Here is an 18,559-nt window from a genome sequence, read left to right on the forward strand (position 1 = left end):
AAACGCTGACATTAGTTGTGTTGACCGGCCTCATGCTGACCGGTTGCGGCAGCAAGCAGGCGGCAGTGCAGCCGACAGAAACCGCAACTGCTGTTGCGGCAGTTGCAGAGGTTGTTACGGTTCCCGACGTCGTTAGCCTGACTTTGGATAAGGCCACGGAACAGCTGGAAGATCTCGGGTTCGAGGTCGAGGCAGTGGACATCGTCGACGGCAAGTCGATCATGCTCAAGAAGAACTGGCTGGTGATGTCCCAGGACCCGGCGGACGGCGCGAGTGTGGCTGAGGGTTCCACCGTGCACCTCGGCGTCAAGTCCCTTGAAAGGATCGCGGAGGAGAAGGCCGCTGCTGAAAAGGCCGTGGCAGACAAAGCTGCCGCTAAGGCAGCCGCGGCCGCAAAGGCCGCGAAGGTAGCGGCAGACAAGGTGGCTGCGGACAAGGCAGCCGCTGACCGGGCGGCAGCAAAACTGGCCGCCGAGCGGGCCGCAGCGGCGGCAGCTGCGAAGCCGGCACCCGTACCGGCACCGGCTCCCAAGCTTGTTCCCGCACCGGCACCAGCTCCCGCCCCCGTCGTGCCAGCACCGGCAGCGGCCTACTACCCCAATTGCGCTGCAGCGCGGGCAGCAGGAGCAGCGCCGGTGTATTCCGGCACGCCAGGCTATGGAACGCACCTCGACAGGGACCGCGACGGCATCGGGTGTGACAAGTAGGGTCCATCACCCAACAGACGCATCGTCTAATGAGTAACCCATAGACAAGATGCCGTGGAAACCCCTCGCAGGGTGTCCGCGGCATCTTTCGTTTTTTGGCGTACAGCCCGTTAGTGCGAGGACAACTCGCGCATCAGTCCAAGCTGTCCCATGAATTCCATCTGGTCAAAGTAGATTCGATGAGAGGTGATCTCGCCCGACTCCACATCGGCGATGTCGCAGCTCCTGACCCTGATCTGTTTGCCCGTTGCCGGAAGGGTTTCGCCGGAGGGTAATTTCATCGGTCCGGTGTGGGTTCCGGTGATCAATCCCTCATCGAACGCCGTATTTCCGGCCTCGTTCTTTTCGGACGACTCATAATTGACGTCCGGAAAAGCCTCAAAAAACTCAAGGAAGTAGTTACAAATCGCGTCTCGTCCCGTGATCTCGCCCTGATCAGGCGTGCGAGTTACGGCGTCGGCGGCGTAACACGCCTTCAGCGCCTCTGTATCTTTTGTTGTTATGGCCGTGGTTAGCCGGTCCATAACGTCACGTGCCTGTCCCATCGTGACCTCCACTTCTCTGGGGCGGCCTCACGGAAGCGGGGGCCGCTTCGGGGATTGGCTTCTGCTGATGCTGGAGCCAGGTTAAGTACACGACCGCCGCGGAGCACTGTCAACGAGCCGTGCTGCCCCTTCAGAACGGCATCGCTACCAGCGCAATCAGGGCCGGCACCGTGGCGCCGATAGTGCCCGGGATGCTGTCGCCCCTCTTCGGGTAGTGGCCCTGCATGTCCGCCAGGAGCATGGCCGGAGCGGTCAGCACCATGTTCGCGCAGCAGTAGATCACCAGGGTGTAGCCCACCACCAGGTAACCCATGTTCACCGCCACCACCCCGGCCAGGACTCCCAGCCCGATTACCAGGTTGCGGAACCCGGTGGGGATGGCCCACATCATCACGGCCGGAACGTTCTGCGGTGGTGTGCTCAGGAACTTCTGCGCCGCCGGCCGGTGCATCAGAAAGCTCTCCAGCGGGAACACCCCGATGTAGATCACGGCGGCAAGTACCGCGAAAATCTGGGATACGGCGTTCATAAGGAAAAAGTACGACGCCGGCGCCCCCGGCCACGATCCCCTTACCAGGGGTTCCGCGGTGCTTGGGGAATCCCCACTTCGGGGGATTGCGGGCTTGCCCATCAGGCGGATACTGGTCGTATGTGGGAGGAGCGCGCTGAGCGTGCCCGGCGGGACATCGCCGCCCTGGCCGCCAGCGGTGTAAACCTGGCCGACCTGCACGCCTCGGCGCTCGCCCTGGTGCAGCAGCAGGTGCCGTTCGAACAGGGCTGCTGGGCCGCCGTCGATCCTGACTCCCTGGCGATGACATCCGTGACCAACTGGCGGCCGTGGCCGGTGGGCCAGGCGGAGTACGAGGAATACTCGGCCCGCTTCGCCGAGACCGAATACACGGGTCAGGAACCGAACACGTTCGCTCAGCTTCTCAAGCGCCCGCAGCCCATCGCCAGAATGTCCGATGCCCCGCACCGGGAGGTGGTCCGCAGCGTCCGGATCAACGCGCTGCTCAAGCCGCAAGGCCTGGAACACGAGCTCCGTGCGGCCTTTCGGGTGGACGACGCCTGCTGGGGAGTTGGCAGCATCTTCCGGGAAGCCGGCCGTGACTTCACGGACCGCGAGGTGGAGTTTTTGGCCGCAGTGGCGGCGACGCTGGCAGCGGCGACCAGGATCGCCGTACGCGTTGGGCACCAAACGGGGCCGGCCGCCGTCGGGCCCGTAATTGTCCTGGCGGGGCTGCACGGCGAGCTACGGGCGGCCACGCCCGCCGCGGCAACCTGGCTCGCCGAGGTGGAGGAAGCGGATCCAGGCCGGTTCAGCATGACGCTGCATTCCGTAGTTGCGCAGGCGCACGCTGCGGCGTCGGGAACGGCGCGGGCCCGGATGCGTGACGCCGGAAACAACTGGGTGGTGCTCCAGGCCAGCCGCCTGATCACTGGCGACGACCCGGAGCAGATGGTGGTTACCGTGGAACCGGCCACCACGCACGATCTCGCCGCCCTGCTGCTCCTGGCCTACGGGGTCACCGCCCGGGAGCGGGAGGTCTGCCTGGAGGTACTGTCAGGGAATCCGACGGCGGACATCGCCCGGCACCTGTTCATCTCACCTCATACGGTGCACGATCACCTGAAGTCGCTGTACGAGAAGGTGGGCGTGGGCAGCCGCGGCGAGCTGGTGGCGAGGCTGGTGGCATGACGGCCCGGGCTGCAATATGAAGATCCTGCTGCTGACCGCGGGGACACGCGGCGACGTCGAGCCCTTTCTGGCACTGGCACGGGCCGGCAAGGCAAGGGGGCACCAGATCCTGATCGCCGTTCCGGACAACTCCGGGGCGGACGCGGCGAACCTGGATACGGTCAGCCTGCGCATGGATTTCGCGCAGCTCATTGGCGACCAGGGGGTGTCTCCGCGGGCCGCCGCAAAATCATTCCGAACCGTGATGCGGCCTGCAATGGGCCGGATGCTGCTCGCCGCTGTGGAGCACGTTGTGGCCTTCTCGCCGGATGTTGTGGTGTACCACCCGAAAGTTTTCAGTGCGCCGATTGCTGCCGAGAGCCTTGGGGTTCCGGCCGTTATCGTCGAGACCGTTCCACTCACCCCCACACGGGAGTTCGCCGCGCCGCTTTCGAGTGTGGCGAGCCTGGGTCCGCTGAACCGTGCCACCTACGGTGTGGCTAAGGCCGGTCCCTTGATGTTCAGGAATGAGCTGAAGACGGCGCTGAAGATGCTGCCTGCCGGAACCAAACGGAGGGCTGGAACACGCTTCTCAATGGTCCCCGTTAGTCCCCACCTCTTGCCGCGCCCATCGGACTGGCCCGAAACAACCCACCTCACGGGCCACTGGGCCGCCAGGCCCACGCACGCGGATAAAGACAGGGAGCTAGAGGACTTCATGGACGCCGGCGACTTTGTATATGCGGGCTTCGGTTCCATGAAGGCCGGCGACGCCAGGGAACGGAGCGAGACAGTTATCGAGGCAGCGCGCAGGAACGGACTGAACATTCTGGTGGCAGAGGGGTGGGGAGGCCTGAACGTTCACCAGGAAGCCGGGGCCGATGTGCTGGTCAGGGAGTCGGTGCCCCACCATCTTGTCCTACCGAGGGCTGCGGCCGGCATTCACCACGGCGGGGCGGGGACCGTCCACGCCGTTGCCCGGGCTGGTATTCCGTCCGTGGTGGTGCCCTTCATTGCCGACCAGCCGTTCTGGGGCAACCTCCTGCACCGCCAAGGCCTGGCACCGAAGCCCATTCCGTACAGGAGGCTCGCCAAGGACCGGCTGACGGCTGCCCTCGCCGAGTCAGCGGGATGCCGGGACCGGGCCGCGCAGGTTGGCGAGCGCTTGCGGAAAGAGGACGGGACCGCCGTCGCGCTTGATGTCCTGGAGAACCTGGCTGGCTCATAAGCGCTCACAGTTTTGAAAACGAGCATGACCAGCGGGATCAGGAGTGTGGTTGCCCGTCCTTCGGCGTCACCCGGATGCGGGCGATCCGCAGCCGGTCCATGGCAGTAACCGTCAGGGTGTGGCCGTCCGCCTCCACGCTGTCGCCCGTCCGGGGAAGCCTGCCCAGCCGGTCAATGACGAACCCGGCCACCGTCTCGTAGTGCCCCTCCGGCAGTTCGATGCCGGACGCCGACGCAAACTCCTGAAGGATGAGCCCGCCGGCGACGTCGATTGAACCGTCGCCTTTGGTGACGCGGTCCTCGGGGTCCTCGCCGGCGTCGTACTCGTCGTAAATTTCCCCGACCAGTTCTTCAACCAGGTCTTCCAACGTGACGATGCCGTCTGTGCCGCCGTATTCGTCCACGACCAGCGCGATGTGCTGGCCCAGCCTGCGCATGCGCTGCAGTGACGGCACCACCTTGTTGGTGCCCGGCAGCGGGAGGATCTCCCGGGCGATATCACGGACCTGTCCGTCGTCGTGCTTCCCGTCCCGCGGCACGAGGTCACGGACGTGGATGAAGCCAAGGACGTCGTCGGGCGTTTTGTCGATCACGGGATAACGCGAAAATGGGCCGTCCCTGACCATGCTGAACGCCTCGGCGATGCTGAGGTTGCCGTTGATGAACGTTACGTCGGTGCGCGGGCGCATGACTTCCTGCAGGGAGCGCTCCCCGGCGCCGAAGACGTCCGAGAGGATGCTGCGGCTGTCTTCTTCCAGCATGTCGCTTTCGGCCACCATGTCCCAGAGTTCTTCCGAGCTGACGCTCTCCTGCTTTGCGTTCGGGTCGCCGCCGAAGAGCCTCACGACGGCGTCCGTGGACACTGATAGCAACCAGACGGCGGGACGCATGATTTCGGAGAGGACGCCCAGGGGAGGGGCGAGGACTTTAGTGAAGCCGACGGCGCTTTGCATGGCAAGCCGTTTGGGCACCAGTTCCCCGAGCACCAGGGAGAGGTAGGCCACCAGCAAGGTCATGCCGATGAAGGAGAGGGGTTCGGCTGCGGCGCCGAAGCCGATGCCTGCGAGGAGGGGTTCGACGTCGGGCGCAATGGTGGATGCGCCGTAGGCTGCCGAGAAGAAGCCGGAGAGCGTGACGCCGATCTGGACGGTGGAGAGGAACCGGTTGGGGTTACCCGCGAGCGCTGCGATACGGGCGCCACGCTTCCCAGACTTCTCCATCCGGCGCACCTGGCTTTCGCGGAGGGAAACCAGTGCCATTTCCGTGCCGGCGAACACCCCGCCCAGCAGCACAAAAAAGAGAACCAACAGAAAATTCAGCAGGGTATCGCCGTCCATGGACAGACACTACCGAATGGCGGGGCCTCGCCGTTGGTGGATGCAACCACTTCTTCCGAGGGTGCTGCCGCTGCTGCGCTGCCGGCCATCGCGGCGGGGCCACAGCGAGGCGGTTAAAGACATACCCTGACCCTCGAACTCCGTCATGTGATGCCCTCCCGGGATTCCTGCAGCAACTTTGCAAAGTCGGGGGCGTGGGTTTCCGGCCACCAGTGCCCGGCATTTACGTTCGTCACCTTAAGCTTCGGCACCCACTCCTCCAGACCGTCAACCAGAGCCGGGGTAAGGAACGGGTCTTTGACCGGGACCACCACATGGACAGGAACCGATATCCGCGACGGTGGTTGACGTCCGGCGTGGAGATTTGCCCGGTAAAGAGCAAGCCCCCGCACGGGGTTGTTGCCCACCGGGCGCCCGGCTGCCCTCTCGTAAATGCCGGTGAAAACAAGGCGCCAAAGTGCTTCCGGCAGTACCGGAATTTGGAAGACGGCAACGTAATGGCTGCGCAGGAGCTGCCCCACCAGCTGTGCCCAACCGCGCGGGTGGCTCCGCCGTTTACGCAGCCAGCAGGAAAAATGCCCCAGGTCCGGGCCAGACACACTGGTGAAGCGGCTGATTCTCCCGGCGGCACGAGGATCCTGGACAGCTGCCCATCCCTGGATGGACCCCCAGTCGTGGCCCACGAGGTGAGCTGAAGAGGCCTGCGTTGCGGCCAGGACTGCATACAAGTCATCCACCAGGACCTGCAGCACAAAGCTCCCCGGCTTGCCCGTTGTAAATGAGGACCCCGCATTGCGGGTGTCATAAGCAATCACGTGGCAAGTCTCCGCCAGTTCACGAATGAGCGGGAGGTACACGCGGTGGTCATCCGGGTAGCCGTGGACCAGGAGCAGGGTAGGGGTATCCGGTGACGGGTCCGGGCCGTATTCGAAGACTGCCAGTTCCGCCCCCTGGGAAGGGACCGTTCGCCGCCTTTCCTTCCACCTGTCCATCGGCACAGCCTAAGCTATCCGGCGTAAGCCCGGGAGTTAATAGGCCGCAGCGCAGGGGTATGGAGCATGGAGACCGGTCCGGGTTCGTGCCGCCGCGGCGCACGAAAAGATCACCTGAGATTCAACGGGCTTGCGCTTACCGCTGCCCATGCCTTGCCCTTGAGCTCAGCAAGTTCCCTGCGCGCCGCGAGGGCATCCGCTTGGCTGACAGCCACAAACTTCGTTGCTGTCCCGGGGGCCGCTCTGGCCACCAGGTCCATATCAGCACTGATGACAGTGCCCACCATCGCGTAGCCCCCACCAGAGACTGCATCACGGTGCAGGATGATGGGCTGGGTCCCGCCGGGGATTTGGATTGACCCCACGGCGTACCCTGCGTCCACGATGTTGGAGGGGTCCGACCCGGCGCCGAAGGGCTGTTCCCGTTCTTTCCATTTAACCCCCGGGCCGGAGTAGCGCAGCCCCATCCGGTCAGCCACCGGGGTCACTTTCCATTCCTCGTTGAGCAAATTCTCCAGTCCCTCGTCCGTGAGCCGGTGATCGTACAAACCCAGGACAAGGCGGACTTCCTGCGCCTTTGCGTACACGGGCCGGAATTCCTCAGGAATGGTTTCTGCCGACGGCAGCTTTCCATTGTTGAGAGGTGCGCCCACGGGAACGACGTCGCCCGCCTCGAGCTTGCGGCCCTTGAATCCACCGATCCCCCCGAGCCCGTACGTAGACCGGCTTCCCAGTACCTCCGGCACGTCGATGCCGCCTTGGACGGCGATGTAATAGCGTGTGCCGCCCTTGATGACACCGAACGAGAGCTCATCGCCGGCCCTGAGGCTCAGCCGGGTCCATTCGGGCCGTGACTCCCCATTGACCTTCACCTCCACAGGGGCCCCCGTGATGGCGATGGCCACATCGTTGTCGGTGGTCAGCACGGGGCCGAGGTATGTGCACTCCAGGACAGCTTCCCGTGCTGTGTTTCCCACCAGGGCGTTTCCGAGTTCAGCTGAGTATTGGTCCATGGACCCGCTTTGCGGGATACCCACGTTGTAGTGGCCCGTACGCCCCTGGTCCTGGACGGTGGTGGCCAGGCCGGGGTTCGCAATTTCAAATGCCATTGAGGGCCTCCAGGAGTTCACGGTTGTAGGCTTCGGGGTCCGCCAGTGCCTTGGACAGCTCAAAGGTCACGGGCGCCTGCCGGTAGCGGAAGGTCCCTGCGGAAATGTCTGCCTGGATTGCGTTGTATTCGGCCTCGTTGACGGGCTTGAATTTGACGATGTCTCCCGGGCGGAAAAACACCATAAAATCAGCGAAGTCTTCCAGGGACTGGGCAGGATCAAAAATGGGGGCGGCGGCCACGCCGAACATCTGGTATCCGCCGGCGCCGCGGACGGAATAGATGCAGCCAAAGCATCCTCCGTGCCCCACTGTGAGTTTGGGTGTGTCGGTCCGCGGGCTGAGGTATTTGGGTACCTCCAGTTGCTTGTCCCGGTCCACCAGTTGGAACAGGAACGGAAGCCCGGCCACGAAGCCAACCATGGAAACCAGCCATGGCTGCTCGTGGTGCCGCTGGATGAACTCGGCAGCACCTTCGAGGTGGTTAACTTTGGCGGCGTAGTCGATGTCGCTGCCGCCGGGCTCCTGGTGGAAACCCTCGCGGAACCGCTGCGCCACTTCGGCGGTGAACGGATCCTCGTACCAGACCGGCACTTCAATGATCCTGGTTTCCAGGGCCCGCTCCTGATGGTTCATCAGGTCGCGCTCGATGTCACGCACAGCCGTTTCCAGTTGTTCCGGAGGCAGGACGTCAGGATCGAACCGCACCAGCAGGGAGGCATTGGCGGGGCAGATGTCCACAATCCCCGAAAGCTGGGCCTCGGAGAGCCTGCCCGCGATGGACATTACTTTGAAATTCGCCGGCAGGCTCATGGCCTCGGAGACTTCCACGAACAGGAATTCGTCCCCGCCCCAGGTGTAGCGCGCACCGGGGAGGACGGCCGCTTCGCTGGTCATTTTGCCCCCAACAGGTCGGGTGTGGTTTCGATGAACTTGGAGTGGTGGTTGACGTCGGCGAATTCAGGCCGTGCCAGGAGCGCCATATGGACGGGAACGGTGGTTTTAACGCCTTCGATCTGCGTTTGTTCCAAAGCCGTCAGCGTGGCCGCGATGGCGGCATCCCGGTCGGGGGCGTGGACGATCAGCTTGGCCAGGAGGGAGTCGTAGTACGGGCTCACAACGGAGCCACTTTCGACTCCGCTGTCCACCCGTACTCCATTACCTGATGGCCACGCCAGCGACTGGATGACGCCCGGGCTGGGAAAGAAGTGCTGACTGGGGTCTTCCGCATTGATGCGGCATTCAATGGCGTGGCCGGTAAAGCGCACATCGTCCTGGGAAATGGACATGGATCCGGTGTAGGCTATGAGTAGCTGCTCGCGGACCAGGTCCACGCCGGTGATCTCCTCTGTGATGGGGTGCTCCACCTGGATGCGCGTGTTCATTTCGATGAACGCCGCCTCGTGGTTGACGGGGTCGTACAGGAACTCCACCGTCCCCGCACCGTGGTAGCCGCATTCGCGGGCAAGAGCCACGGACGACTCCCGAATGGTGGTTCGGACGGCCTCCGGGAGGTCGGGAGCCGGTGCTTCCTCCAACACTTTCTGGGAACGCCGCTGCATTGAACAGTCGCGGTCACCCAGATGGATAAAGTTGGTCCCGTCACCAAGGACCTGCACTTCAACGTGGCGGGCATGCTCCACGAACCGTTCCAGGTAAACAGTGGAGTCACCGAAGACAGCAGCGGCTTCGCCCCGGGCCATCTCGATGGTCGCCAGGAGCTCGCTTTCGTCGTGCACGAAGCGGATGCCCCTGCCGCCGCCTCCGGCGGAAGCCTTCACCACCAAGGGGTAACCGGTGCCGCGGGCAATTTCCACGGCGTCTGCTTGCGGATCCAAGGGGCCATCTGATCCCCGGAGCACGGGGACGCCGGCCTTGGCTGCCGATTCCCGTGCCAGGGATTTGTTGCCCATCATGGCGATGGTGTCCGCATTCGGGCCCACCCACGTCAGGCCGGCGTCTGCCACCTTCCGGGCGAAGTCGGCATTTTCCGAGAGGAAGCCGTAGCCCGGGTGCACAGCGTCGCACCCTTGCTCCTTCGCGGCGGCAACCAGGGCATCCTGGTTGAGGTAGCTGGCGGCTGCCTGGGCTGGGCCGACCACCACGTAGTGGTCGGCTGACCGGGCAGCCAGTGATTCCGCATCGGGCTCGCTGACCCCCAGGACGGTTTCAATTCCCATCTGGCGGGCGGTCCGGGCGATCCGCACGGCGATCTCGCCACGGTTGGCAATGAACAATTTCATGGGCTGCCTTTATCCTTCCCTGATGACGACAATGGAGTCGCCGGGGTTGACCATGTCGCCCTCGTTGACTTTGAAGGATTCAAGGGTCCCGGCAACGTCGGATTGGATCTCGGTGAACTGCTTCATGATTTCCACAATGCCGATGGTCTGGCCGACTTCGATGGTGTCGCCTTCATTGGCGAAGGGGGGTTTGCCCGGTCCGGGCTTGCGGTAGAAGACTCCGGGAAGGGGAGAAACGATCGTGGCCATGTGGTGCTCGCTTTCAGGAGTGGGTGGGTCGGGGTGAGTTGAGTGCCTTGCGTACGGCGGAGGCAACGGCGACGGCATTGGGAGCATCGGAATGGACGCAGATGCTTTGGAACGTGATGTTCAGGGGAGTGCCGTCAATGGCAGGCACGGGCTCGCCTGCCACCGCCCGGCTGACGCGTTCTGCGGCGACGCCGGGGTCTGTGGGCGCGGGCCGCCGCTGGATGAGGAGCTCGCCGGCCGGGCCGTAGTTGAGGTCAACGTACAGTTCCGCAACGAACTCCACACCCAGGGCACGGCATACGGATTCATGGGCAGTGCCTGCCAGGCCGTAGAACGGAACACCGAACTGCTTCGCTGTTCCGGCGGCCGCCTGCATCAGGTCTTCGTCTCCGGCGAGCATGCCGTAAAGGGCGCCGTGGGGCTTGATGTGGTTAAGGGACAGCCCGTTCTTCGCCAGGAAGGCGGTCAACGCTCCCGTCTGATACAGGATGATCGACTCAACCTCCTCGGCGGTGAGGACCATGCGACGGCGGCCGAACCCCATGGGATCAGGCAGCCCGGGATGGGCCCCGACGGCAACGCCGTGTTCAGCGGCAAGGGCTACGGTCCGGTTCATGACATCCGGGTCCCCGGCGTGATAGCCGCAGGCGACGTTGGCGACGTCGATGATTTCCATCAGGGCAACGTCGTTGCCGAACTCGTGCAATCCGAATCCTTCGCCCAGGTCCGAATTCAGGAGCACCTTGGCAGCCGTGGTTTCCGTCACATTAGTCTGCATGCAGGCAACGGTACAGAGGCGATGACCCGGCGGGAATTGGGCAGATCGCCGAATCTGAAGAGGCGGATTATGATGCTTGCACTAGCAGGAGGTGTTCTTATGCGTGTCGCCGATCTTGTGGCAGATCCTGCGTTGAACATCCGCCTTGCCGCGGCAGGCAGTCCGGGGCGTCTTGCCCGCCCCATCGCCTGGTGCGCGCCCACCGAGCATATGGACCCCACGCCCTTCCTCAGTGTCAACGCGCTGCTGTTGACCAACGGGATGGGCCTGAACGTCAAGGACTACCGGATCTGGGATGCCTACGTGGAGCGCCTGATGTCCGTTCCCGTGTCGGGGCTGGTTTTCGGGTTGGGCGCAGCGCACCGCGAACTGCCTGCAGGACTGGTGCAGGCCTGCGAAGCCCATGGCCTGCCGTTGCTCGAACTGCCTCCGGAGGTGCCGTTTGTCCTGGTGATGAGGCATGCGGACCAGCTCATCGCGGCCGAACGGTATGCCGAGCTGCGTGCCGGGTGGGAGCTCGCGGATGAGTGCACCAGGCTGGCAGCTGGCGGCCATTCGCTTGCGCAGGTATTGGAGCGGGTAGCCACGGCCGTCAGGGCGCGCGTGGCCGTCCTTGACCACAACGGCTTTGAACTCATTTCCGCAGGAACAGCCGGGGGCGGAACGGCCAGGACCACCCTGAGCCTCCCCAGCGGCGGTATCCTCCGGTACAAGCTGGCTATCGAGGGAATCAAGAGCAGTGTGGTGCTGCAGCCTCTGCTGGGGCCGGTAGCGGCGGTCATTGCCATGCAGCTGAGCTACACCCTTGGTTCCCGGTCGCCCCTGCATTCACGGGAGGCCGCGCGCTTCATGGAGGCGCTCTACGAGGCCCGGGGAACTCCCGCGACGGCCCTTGAGCGCTACGCCGCGGAGGCCGGGTTCGAACCCGAGGGGGACTGGGGCGCAGTGCTGATCGGGGGCGCGGGGAACTTTGCGCCGATCAAGCTGAGGACAATCGCCTGGCGGGTGCGGGTTGGCCTGCAGGGTGAGTTCAGGACCGTGCGGTTCATGGAAGAGGCCGGCCTCACCACGCTGCTTGTGCAGCGCGGCGAGCCGGGTATTGAACTGATGGAAGCCGTCGGGAAGTCCTTTCGGGACGCACCGGAGCTCTCCGCCGTCGTCTCTGAGTGCGGGAGCCTGGGCGAACTGCCGCTGGTGTTGCAACTGGCCCGCCGCCGGGTCGGTGAGCCGGGTCTCCATCAGGCGCCTGTCGCAGACCTGGCCGGCGTGGTGGAGGGCCTGCCCGGGCCGGGGCTGGTGGCGATGTCCCGGCGGCTTCTGGCCCCGTTGATGTCCGACGGCGGTACCGCCTTGCGCGCAACGCTTGAGGTGTACCTGCGCTACAGCGGGAATACCGGCGAGACCTGCAAAGAGCTCTTCATTCACCGCAACACCCTCACGTACAGGCTGCGCAAGATCGAGGATCTTTTGCGGCTTGACCTCAATGATGGCGAAGTCCGCGCCACCTGCTTGCTGGCGTTGAAGATCATGGACGCCGGGACCTAGGTGGCAGCCACTTCCGCCGTCACCCTGGCGGCGCTGCTTTCCCGCACGTACAGCGTTGGTGTCAGCCGTGCAGGTTCGGGGTTGTCGCCCCTGAGCACACGTTGGATAAGGTGCACTGCCGTACGTCCTATCTCCGCCATGGGGGAGTGGACCGAGGTCAACTGAATGGGAAGTTCGGCGGCCAGGGAGGTGTCGTTGTACCCCACCACGGCAACATCCTGTCCCACAGTGAGGCCGTGGGATCGTAAGGCTCCCATCGCACCAATGGCTGCAAAATCGTTGACGGCGAACAGGGCGGTGGGCCGCGGCTTGCCGCTGGCGAGAATCTTTTCGGCGGCCTCCCGGCCGCCGGCCGTATCGAATGTGGACCACACCACGTCGTCGGCGGAGATGGTACCGCCCAGGGAACGCCAGCGGTCCAGGAACCCGGCAGTCCGGTCGACGGCGGTGCTTGCGTACGGCTCGCCGGCAATCACCGCTACCTGCCGGTGGCCCATCTCCCACAGGTGTTCGGCCACCAGCTCGCCGCCCACCACGTCGTCGCAGGTGGCGGAAGGGTAGCCCGGCACCCTGCGGTTCATCAGCACGAACGGGACCTTCCGGTCCGTCAGTTCCTGCAGGAGGCTGCCGTCAAGGCGGGCGTCGCCAATAATCAGGCCATCCACGCGGCGCGCCAGCATGAGGTCGATCTTCCGGCGCTGTTCTTCGGGATCATCGCGTGAGTTCATCACAAACGCGGAGTACCCTACCTCGGCTGCCGCCTCATCGATTCCCTCATACATAATGGCCAGGACCAGGTCCGATAGGCGGGGGACGATAACGCCAAGCAGCTTGGTCCGCCGGGTCCGCAGGCTCGCGGCCTGGGGGTCGGGGGAGTAGCCGAGCTTGCGCGCGAGTTCACGGACGCGCTCCGCGGTGGCAGCGGAGGCGGCTCCTTTGGCCACATCGGAACCCGAATGCAGGACCCTGGAGACGGTGGAAGGATGAATACCCAACTCCCGGGCCAAATCCTTCAGCGTGACCGTGCGGCCGCCGTCTGCCTTTTCTTCCATGTCCCTCTCCTGCCCACCGAGGTCACTGTAGCCCAGGTCTGCTCAGCCAGGCCCCACGGGCGGCCCTTGACGTGACCCGCTTCACATTCTATAGTCTTTCATCAACGCAACCCAATCGTTTGGGTAGGTGTAGATGAATGCTCTCCCGGTATCACAGAGCCCTTGGTACCGAACCCTTTTGCCTCCTGCAATGCCCACTTCCGCGATAGGCTACCCAATCGATTGGGTGGTACGTCAGCGAACTACCGGAGCTGAGATGACTGATACCGACTCCCATGTCGTGCTGCTGGCCACCGGCGGCACCATTTCGTCCCGTTCTTCCAGTGCCGGTGGCGCCGTCGCTTCCGATACCGGCGAACAGGTGTTCAAAGCCCTCGGTGCGCGCGTCTCCCATCCCGTCCGGGTGCTGGACGTGTTCCAGAAAGGGTCCTACCTCCTGACCTTCGAAGACATGCTGAGGGTCTGCGCCGCCATCAAGGAAGTCCTCAAGGACCCCAAGGTTCTGGGCGTGGTGGTGACCCACGGGACGGACACCATGGAAGAGACCGCCTACCTCGCGGACCTGACCCATGGCGACCAGCGCCCGGTTGTCTTCACCGGCTCGCAACGCGCCGCTGACTCCGAGGCTCCCGACGGCCCGGAGAACGTCGCCCGCGCTATCGCCGTCGCGGGTTCGAACGACGCCAAGGGAAAAGGAGTCATGGTGTATTTCGCAGGCACCGTTTTTCCTGCCGCCGGCGTCCGGAAAAGCCAAACGGTTCGGCTTAATGCCTTCGCGAACCCCGATTTTGGGGTACTTGGCGAAGTATCAGCCCAAGGAGAAGTCGCAATGGCTGGCTGTGGCGGCAGGCTTGAAGCCCTGCCCCTGCCCCCGCCGGGCGATGACTCCCCACGGGTGGACCTCGTTGCCGCTTACCCCGGCGCCGACTCCACCCTGATGCACGCCGCCCTTGAAGCGGGAGCCGCCGGCATTGTCCTGCAAGGCACCGGAAGCGGCAATGCCAACGCCAGCCTCTGTTCCGCGGTGGCCGCCGCGGTGGCATCGGGCGTCGTGGTGGTCACCAGCACCCGCGTGGACTCCGGTCCCGTGGTCCCGATTTACGGGGCCGGAGGAGGCGGTGAGGACCTCCGCGCGGCCGGGGCCATCGGATCCAGTCACCTGCGGCCGTCACAGTCGTTGATTCTGCTCAATCTCCTGCTCAGGCTCAACCCCGACCGGGAGCGGATCGCCGAAATTTTCGCCCAACGAGGGAGGCCTCCTGAACCTTCCCTTTGACACCCACGAACACACCCGGTTTTACGAATTGAGAGGAATATTCAATGGCTAAGGACATTCAAGTTGCCTTCGGCGTGGACGTCGATGCAGTAGCGGGCATGCTCGGCTCCTATGGAGGCGAGGACTCCCCGTGTGACATCTCCAGGGGACTGTTCAGCGGTGAAGTTGGGGGACCCCGGCTTATCCGGTTGTTTGAAAAGTACAACCTTCCGGCAACCTGGTTCGTGCCGGGCCACTCGATTGAGACCTTCCCCGAACTCACGCAGATGATCGTGGATGCCGGACACGAGATCGGCGTCCACGGGTATTCTCACGAAAACCCCATCGCCATGACCCGGGAGCAAGAAACGGCGATCCTGGACCGCTCAATTGAACTGATCGAGAAGGTTTCAGGGCGCCGGCCCACAGGCTACGTCGCGCCGTGGTGGGAGTTTTCGCCCGTCACCAACGAAATCCTGCTTGAACGGGGCATCAAGTACGACCACTCCCTGATGCACCGCGATTTCGAACCCTACTACGTCCGTGTGGGCGACTCTTGGAAGAAGATCGACTACACCAAGGACGCCGAAACATGGATGGAGCCGCTGGTGCGCGGGCAGGAAACGGACCTGGTGGAGATTCCGGCCAACTGGTACCTCGACGATCTCCCTCCCATGATGTTCATCAAGGCGGCGCCAAACTCGCACGGGTTCGTCAGCCCCCGCGAGATCGAAGAGATGTGGCGCGACCAGTTCGACTGGGTCTACCGCGAGATGGACCAGGCGGTCTTCACCATGACCATTCACCCGGATGTCTCCGGCCGGCCCCAGGTGCTGCTCATGCTGGAGCGCCTCATCGAACACATTAATTCCCACGACGGCGTCAGCTGGCTGACCTTCGACCAAATCGCCGACTCCTTCCTTGCCCGCAGCCCCCGAAAGGAAAGCCACTCATGACTACGCAACAGACTGACGTCGATCTGTCTCAGCCGGGACCGGGTGAAAAGCGCAGATTCCCTATTTTCACAAAGCGACATACCACTACCGCTACTGTCCTTGCCTTGCTGGCATGGACCATCGCCGTCTTTGACTACGGCTTGTTCGGCACCCTGCTGCCGGCCATGCAGGAGGAATTCGGCTGGACCGAACCGGAAGCTTACGCCATCAACACCTGGATCGCCGTCGGCACAGCCGTAGTGTGTTTCGGTATCGGCCCGATCATTGACCGGCTGGGGCGGCGCAAAGGCATGATGGTCACCGTAGGCGGAACCGCCGTCGTCTCCGGCCTGACGGCACTGATCCCGACCGGCATTCCGGTCCTGAGCAACGCACTGCTCGTCATTGTCCGGTCCTTCGGTGGCCTCGGATTCTCGGAACAGGCCGTGAACGCCACCTACATGAATGAGGTCTACCAGGTCACGGAGGTCCCGGACAAGCGCAAGCGGCCCGGCTTCCACTACTCCTTCATCCAGGGCGGCTGGCCGCTGGGCTTCCTGCTCGCCAGTGCCCTCGCCCTCGTGCTGCTCCCTTCCCTGGGCTGGCGCGCCCTGTACCTCGTGGCCACAGTTCCGGCCGCGATCATCGTCTGGGTCATCGCCAAGAAGCTCAAGGAGACGCCCCAGTTCGAACTGCACCACAAACTCACCGAACTCGAGAAGAGCGGCAAATCGGAGGAAGCACACGCCCTCGCCCACGCCTATGGCGTCGAGCACTCCTCGGCTGCCCCGCTGAAGCGCATCTGGGAACCGCACCTGGCCCGTAACACCGTTGTCTTCTCGCTGGCCTGGATCTTCAATTTCTTCGGCATCATGATCTTCAGCGTCCTTGGCACCTCCGTGCTGAAAAACGCCAAGGGCGTGGAGCTCGCTGACGCTTTCTGGATGCTGATCATCATCAACCTGCTGGCCTACTTCGGATACGTCTTCCACGGCTGGATCGGTGACAAGATCGGCCGCAAACGCACCATCATCGGCGGTTGGATCCTCTCCGGCATTTCCTTCGCCATCATGCTCAGCCCCATCGCCACCAGCCCCTTCATGATCATCCTCACCTACGGCGCCGGGCTGTTTTTCCTCGTGGGACCCTACGCCGCGATCCAGTACTTCATGGCCGAGTGCTACCCCGTGAGCTGCCGCGCCACCGGCACCGCCTTCATCGGCGCCATGAGCCAGCCCGGCACCATCCTCGGCGGCGCGCTGTTCACGGCAGCGGCAGCCAGCGCGGGAACCGGCGCTGCAGCCCTGTGGGTCGGCGCGGCCGGAACGCTGTTCTCCGGACTCCTGATGATCGCCGCCAAGCCCCCCGTCGAAGCTCTTCTGGAGGACCACCCCCATGACGTCCCCTAACAAAGTTGCCATCATCACCGGCGCCGCAAGCGGAATCGGCCGCGCCCTCGCCGTCCACTACGCCCGCCAGGGAGTGGTGTCCGTCATCGGCACATTCCCCGGCGACCCCCACGACCCGGAGGAAACCCTCCGCCTGGTCAAGGAGGCCAGCGGTGAAGCGGTGATCCACGAAGTGGACGTCCGCACCACTGCGTCCGTGGACGCCCTGGCCCAGCGGGCCGTGGACGAGTACGGGCGGCTGGACTACGCCATCGCCAACGCCGGAATCCTCCGCAATTCCCCGCTGGGGGAGATGACGGATGAACGCTGGCACGACATGCTGAACGTGGACCTCACCGGCGTGCTGCGCACGTTGCGGGCCGGGGCGGAGCGAATGACCGACGGCGGCGCGCTGGTTGCCGTCTCTTCCATCGCGGGCGGCGTGTACGGGTGGGAAGAACACGCCCACTATGCCGCCGCCAAGGCAGGGGTCCTGGGCCTGGTCCGCAGCGTGGCCGTGGAGCTCGGACCGCGGCAGATCCGCGCGAACGCCGTGATCCCGGGCCTTATTGAGACTCCGCAGTCCCTGGACCCGGTGAATTCGCTGGGCCCCGAGGGGCTGCAGCGGGCCGGGAAAGACATCCCCTGGGGCCGAGTGGGCAAACCGGAGGAAGTGGCCAGCGTGATCGGGTTCCTCACCTCCGAGGAGTCCCTCTACATCACAGGGCAGGCGCTGGTGGTTGACGGCGGGCTCACCGTGAAGATGCGCGCCTGAAACGGGAATGGATACCGTGAACACATCAAACAATGCCCGGAGTTCGGGCCCAGGCCGCGCCGTAGTTGTAACCGGCGGTTCCAGCGGCCTCGGCAAGGCAATTGCCGAGGCCTTCGCCGCGAACGGGGACAGGGTAGTCGTACTGGACCGGGCCTCAGGTGACGGCACCGTCCGCGTGGACGTGGCGGATGAAGCCAGCGTCCGGGCCGCCTTCGCCGAAGCCCGGGACAGGCTTGGTCAGGTTGACGTCCTTGTGAACAGTGCCGGCCTGCTGACGGAGTCTCCGCTGGAGGACATGTCCCTGGCAATGTGGAACGAGACCCTCACGGTGGACCTGACCGGTGTGTTCCTGTGCTGCCGGGAGGTGGTGGGAGAGATGCGGCAGCGGAAGTGGGGCCGCATCATCAACATCGCCTCCCAGCTGGCCATCAAGGGCGGCGTGGGGCTGACCCATTACAGCGCTGCCAAAGCCGGCGTGGTGGGCCTTTCCAAGGCCCTGGCCCTGGAAACGGCGGCGGACAATGTCCTGGTCAACTGCATCGCCCCGGGCCCCATTGAGACACCATTGGTGGAGGGCATCTCGGAAAGCTGGAAAGCTGCCAAACGCGCTGAACTGCCGCTCCGGCGCTTCGGGACTCCGGCAGAAGTGGCGCCGGCCGCGGTGCTGCTGGCGAGCGACCCCGGCGGAAACCTCTTCGTGGGACAGACGCTGGGGCCCAACTCCGGCGATGTCATGCCGTAAGGAA

General features: G+C 64.2%; 19 protein-coding genes. 9 read left to right on the plus strand and 10 right to left on the minus strand.

Annotated elements, in window-relative coordinates:
* Positions 1-65: 65 nt before the first annotated feature.
* Entirely contained in the window at positions 66-707 is a 642-nt protein-coding gene (locus AC50X7_RS14085; RefSeq protein WP_494979584.1) for an excalibur calcium-binding domain-containing protein, read from the plus strand.
* A 110-nt stretch (positions 708-817) separates the two neighbouring features.
* Here AC50X7_RS14085 and AC50X7_RS14090 read toward each other — a convergent pair whose 3' ends face one another.
* A complete protein-coding gene (locus AC50X7_RS14090) occupies positions 818-1,252 on the minus strand; it encodes an ester cyclase (protein ID WP_494979585.1) in 435 nt (144 codons plus the stop codon).
* Positions 1,253-1,382: 130 nt separating this feature from the next.
* Positions 1,383-1,781 carry a DUF1304 domain-containing protein gene (locus AC50X7_RS14095; RefSeq protein WP_494979586.1) on the minus strand — a complete coding sequence of 133 codons (399 nt, stop codon included), beginning with the start codon at positions 1,779-1,781 and terminating at the stop codon, positions 1,383-1,385.
* A gap of 120 nt (positions 1,782-1,901) precedes the next feature.
* Between AC50X7_RS14095 and AC50X7_RS14100 the strand changes: the two genes are divergently transcribed.
* Both AC50X7_RS14100 and AC50X7_RS14105 read left to right on the plus strand, forming a co-directional pair.
* Complete coding sequence (locus AC50X7_RS14100) at positions 1,902-2,951, plus strand: helix-turn-helix transcriptional regulator (protein WP_494979587.1); 1,050 nt, start codon at positions 1,902-1,904, stop codon at positions 2,949-2,951.
* Between the two features lie 16 nt (positions 2,952-2,967).
* Positions 2,968-4,158, plus strand: a complete 1,191-nt coding sequence (locus AC50X7_RS14105; RefSeq protein ID WP_494979588.1) for a glycosyltransferase — start codon at positions 2,968-2,970, stop codon at positions 4,156-4,158.
* A 37-nt stretch (positions 4,159-4,195) separates the two neighbouring features.
* On the opposite strand, the gene AC50X7_RS14110 is transcribed toward AC50X7_RS14105, so the two are convergent.
* The 7 genes from AC50X7_RS14110 to pxpA form a co-directional block, all read right to left on the minus strand.
* Entirely contained in the window at positions 4,196-5,494 is a 1,299-nt protein-coding gene (locus tag AC50X7_RS14110; RefSeq protein WP_494979589.1) for a hemolysin family protein, read from the minus strand.
* A 143-nt stretch (positions 5,495-5,637) separates the two neighbouring features.
* Positions 5,638-6,486, minus strand: a complete 849-nt coding sequence (locus tag AC50X7_RS14115; RefSeq protein WP_494979590.1) for an alpha/beta fold hydrolase — start codon at positions 6,484-6,486, stop codon at positions 5,638-5,640.
* Between the two features lie 110 nt (positions 6,487-6,596).
* Positions 6,597-7,595, minus strand: a complete 999-nt coding sequence (locus AC50X7_RS14120; RefSeq protein ID WP_494979591.1) for a 5-oxoprolinase subunit C family protein — start codon at positions 7,593-7,595, stop codon at positions 6,597-6,599.
* Positions 7,585-8,490 carry a 5-oxoprolinase subunit B family protein gene (locus tag AC50X7_RS14125; RefSeq protein ID WP_494979592.1) on the minus strand — a complete coding sequence of 302 codons (906 nt, stop codon included), beginning with the start codon at positions 8,488-8,490 and terminating at the stop codon, positions 7,585-7,587. The genes AC50X7_RS14120 and AC50X7_RS14125 overlap by 11 nt, the downstream gene beginning before the upstream one ends.
* Complete coding sequence (locus tag AC50X7_RS14130) at positions 8,487-9,836, minus strand: acetyl-CoA carboxylase biotin carboxylase subunit (protein WP_494979593.1); 1,350 nt, start codon at positions 9,834-9,836, stop codon at positions 8,487-8,489. The genes AC50X7_RS14125 and AC50X7_RS14130 overlap by 4 nt, the downstream gene beginning before the upstream one ends.
* Before the next feature lie 9 nt (positions 9,837-9,845).
* A complete protein-coding gene (locus tag AC50X7_RS14135) occupies positions 9,846-10,085 on the minus strand; it encodes an acetyl-CoA carboxylase (RefSeq protein WP_307096277.1) in 240 nt (79 codons plus the stop codon).
* A 13-nt stretch (positions 10,086-10,098) separates the two neighbouring features.
* Positions 10,099-10,863 carry a 5-oxoprolinase subunit PxpA gene (gene pxpA / locus AC50X7_RS14140; RefSeq protein ID WP_494979594.1) on the minus strand — a complete coding sequence of 255 codons (765 nt, stop codon included), beginning with the start codon at positions 10,861-10,863 and terminating at the stop codon, positions 10,099-10,101.
* Positions 10,864-10,962: 99 nt separating this feature from the next.
* On the opposite strand from pxpA, the gene AC50X7_RS14145 reads away from it, so the two are divergent.
* Positions 10,963-12,408, plus strand: a complete 1,446-nt coding sequence (locus AC50X7_RS14145) for a PucR family transcriptional regulator (RefSeq protein ID WP_494979595.1) — start codon at positions 10,963-10,965, stop codon at positions 12,406-12,408.
* Here AC50X7_RS14145 and AC50X7_RS14150 read toward each other — a convergent pair.
* The gene (locus AC50X7_RS14150; RefSeq protein ID WP_494979596.1) at positions 12,405-13,460 is read right to left on the minus strand and encodes a LacI family DNA-binding transcriptional regulator; all 1,056 of its coding nucleotides are present in this window, start codon (positions 13,458-13,460) and stop codon (positions 12,405-12,407) included. The two genes, AC50X7_RS14145 and AC50X7_RS14150, sit on opposite strands and share 4 nt — an antisense overlap.
* A gap of 256 nt (positions 13,461-13,716) precedes the next feature.
* Between AC50X7_RS14150 and AC50X7_RS14155 the strand changes: the two genes are divergently transcribed.
* Genes AC50X7_RS14155 through AC50X7_RS14175 form a run of 5 tightly spaced genes read left to right on the plus strand, consistent with a single transcriptional unit; the run spans position 13,717 to position 18,555 of the window.
* A complete protein-coding gene (locus AC50X7_RS14155) occupies positions 13,717-14,736 on the plus strand; it encodes an asparaginase (protein WP_494979597.1) in 1,020 nt (339 codons plus the stop codon).
* A gap of 44 nt (positions 14,737-14,780) precedes the next feature.
* Positions 14,781-15,671 (plus strand): polysaccharide deacetylase family protein, encoded by an 891-nt coding sequence (locus AC50X7_RS14160; protein ID WP_494979598.1) that lies wholly within the window; start codon positions 14,781-14,783, stop codon positions 15,669-15,671.
* On the plus strand, positions 15,668-17,059 hold the full coding sequence (locus tag AC50X7_RS14165) for an MFS transporter (protein ID WP_494979599.1): 1,392 nt from the start codon (positions 15,668-15,670) through the stop codon (positions 17,057-17,059). The genes AC50X7_RS14160 and AC50X7_RS14165 overlap by 4 nt, the downstream gene beginning before the upstream one ends.
* Positions 17,046-17,813, plus strand: coding sequence for an SDR family NAD(P)-dependent oxidoreductase (locus AC50X7_RS14170; protein ID WP_494979600.1), 768 nt, complete (start codon positions 17,046-17,048; stop codon positions 17,811-17,813). Before AC50X7_RS14165 ends, AC50X7_RS14170 begins: the two co-directional genes overlap by 14 nt.
* A 16-nt stretch (positions 17,814-17,829) precedes the next feature.
* Positions 17,830-18,555: an SDR family NAD(P)-dependent oxidoreductase gene (locus AC50X7_RS14175; protein ID WP_494979601.1), complete on the plus strand. Its 726-nt coding sequence runs from the start codon at positions 17,830-17,832 to the stop codon at positions 18,553-18,555.
* The last annotated feature ends 4 nt before the right edge of the window (positions 18,556-18,559 follow it).

Source organism: Pseudarthrobacter sp. Hb11, from assembly GCF_059383655.1.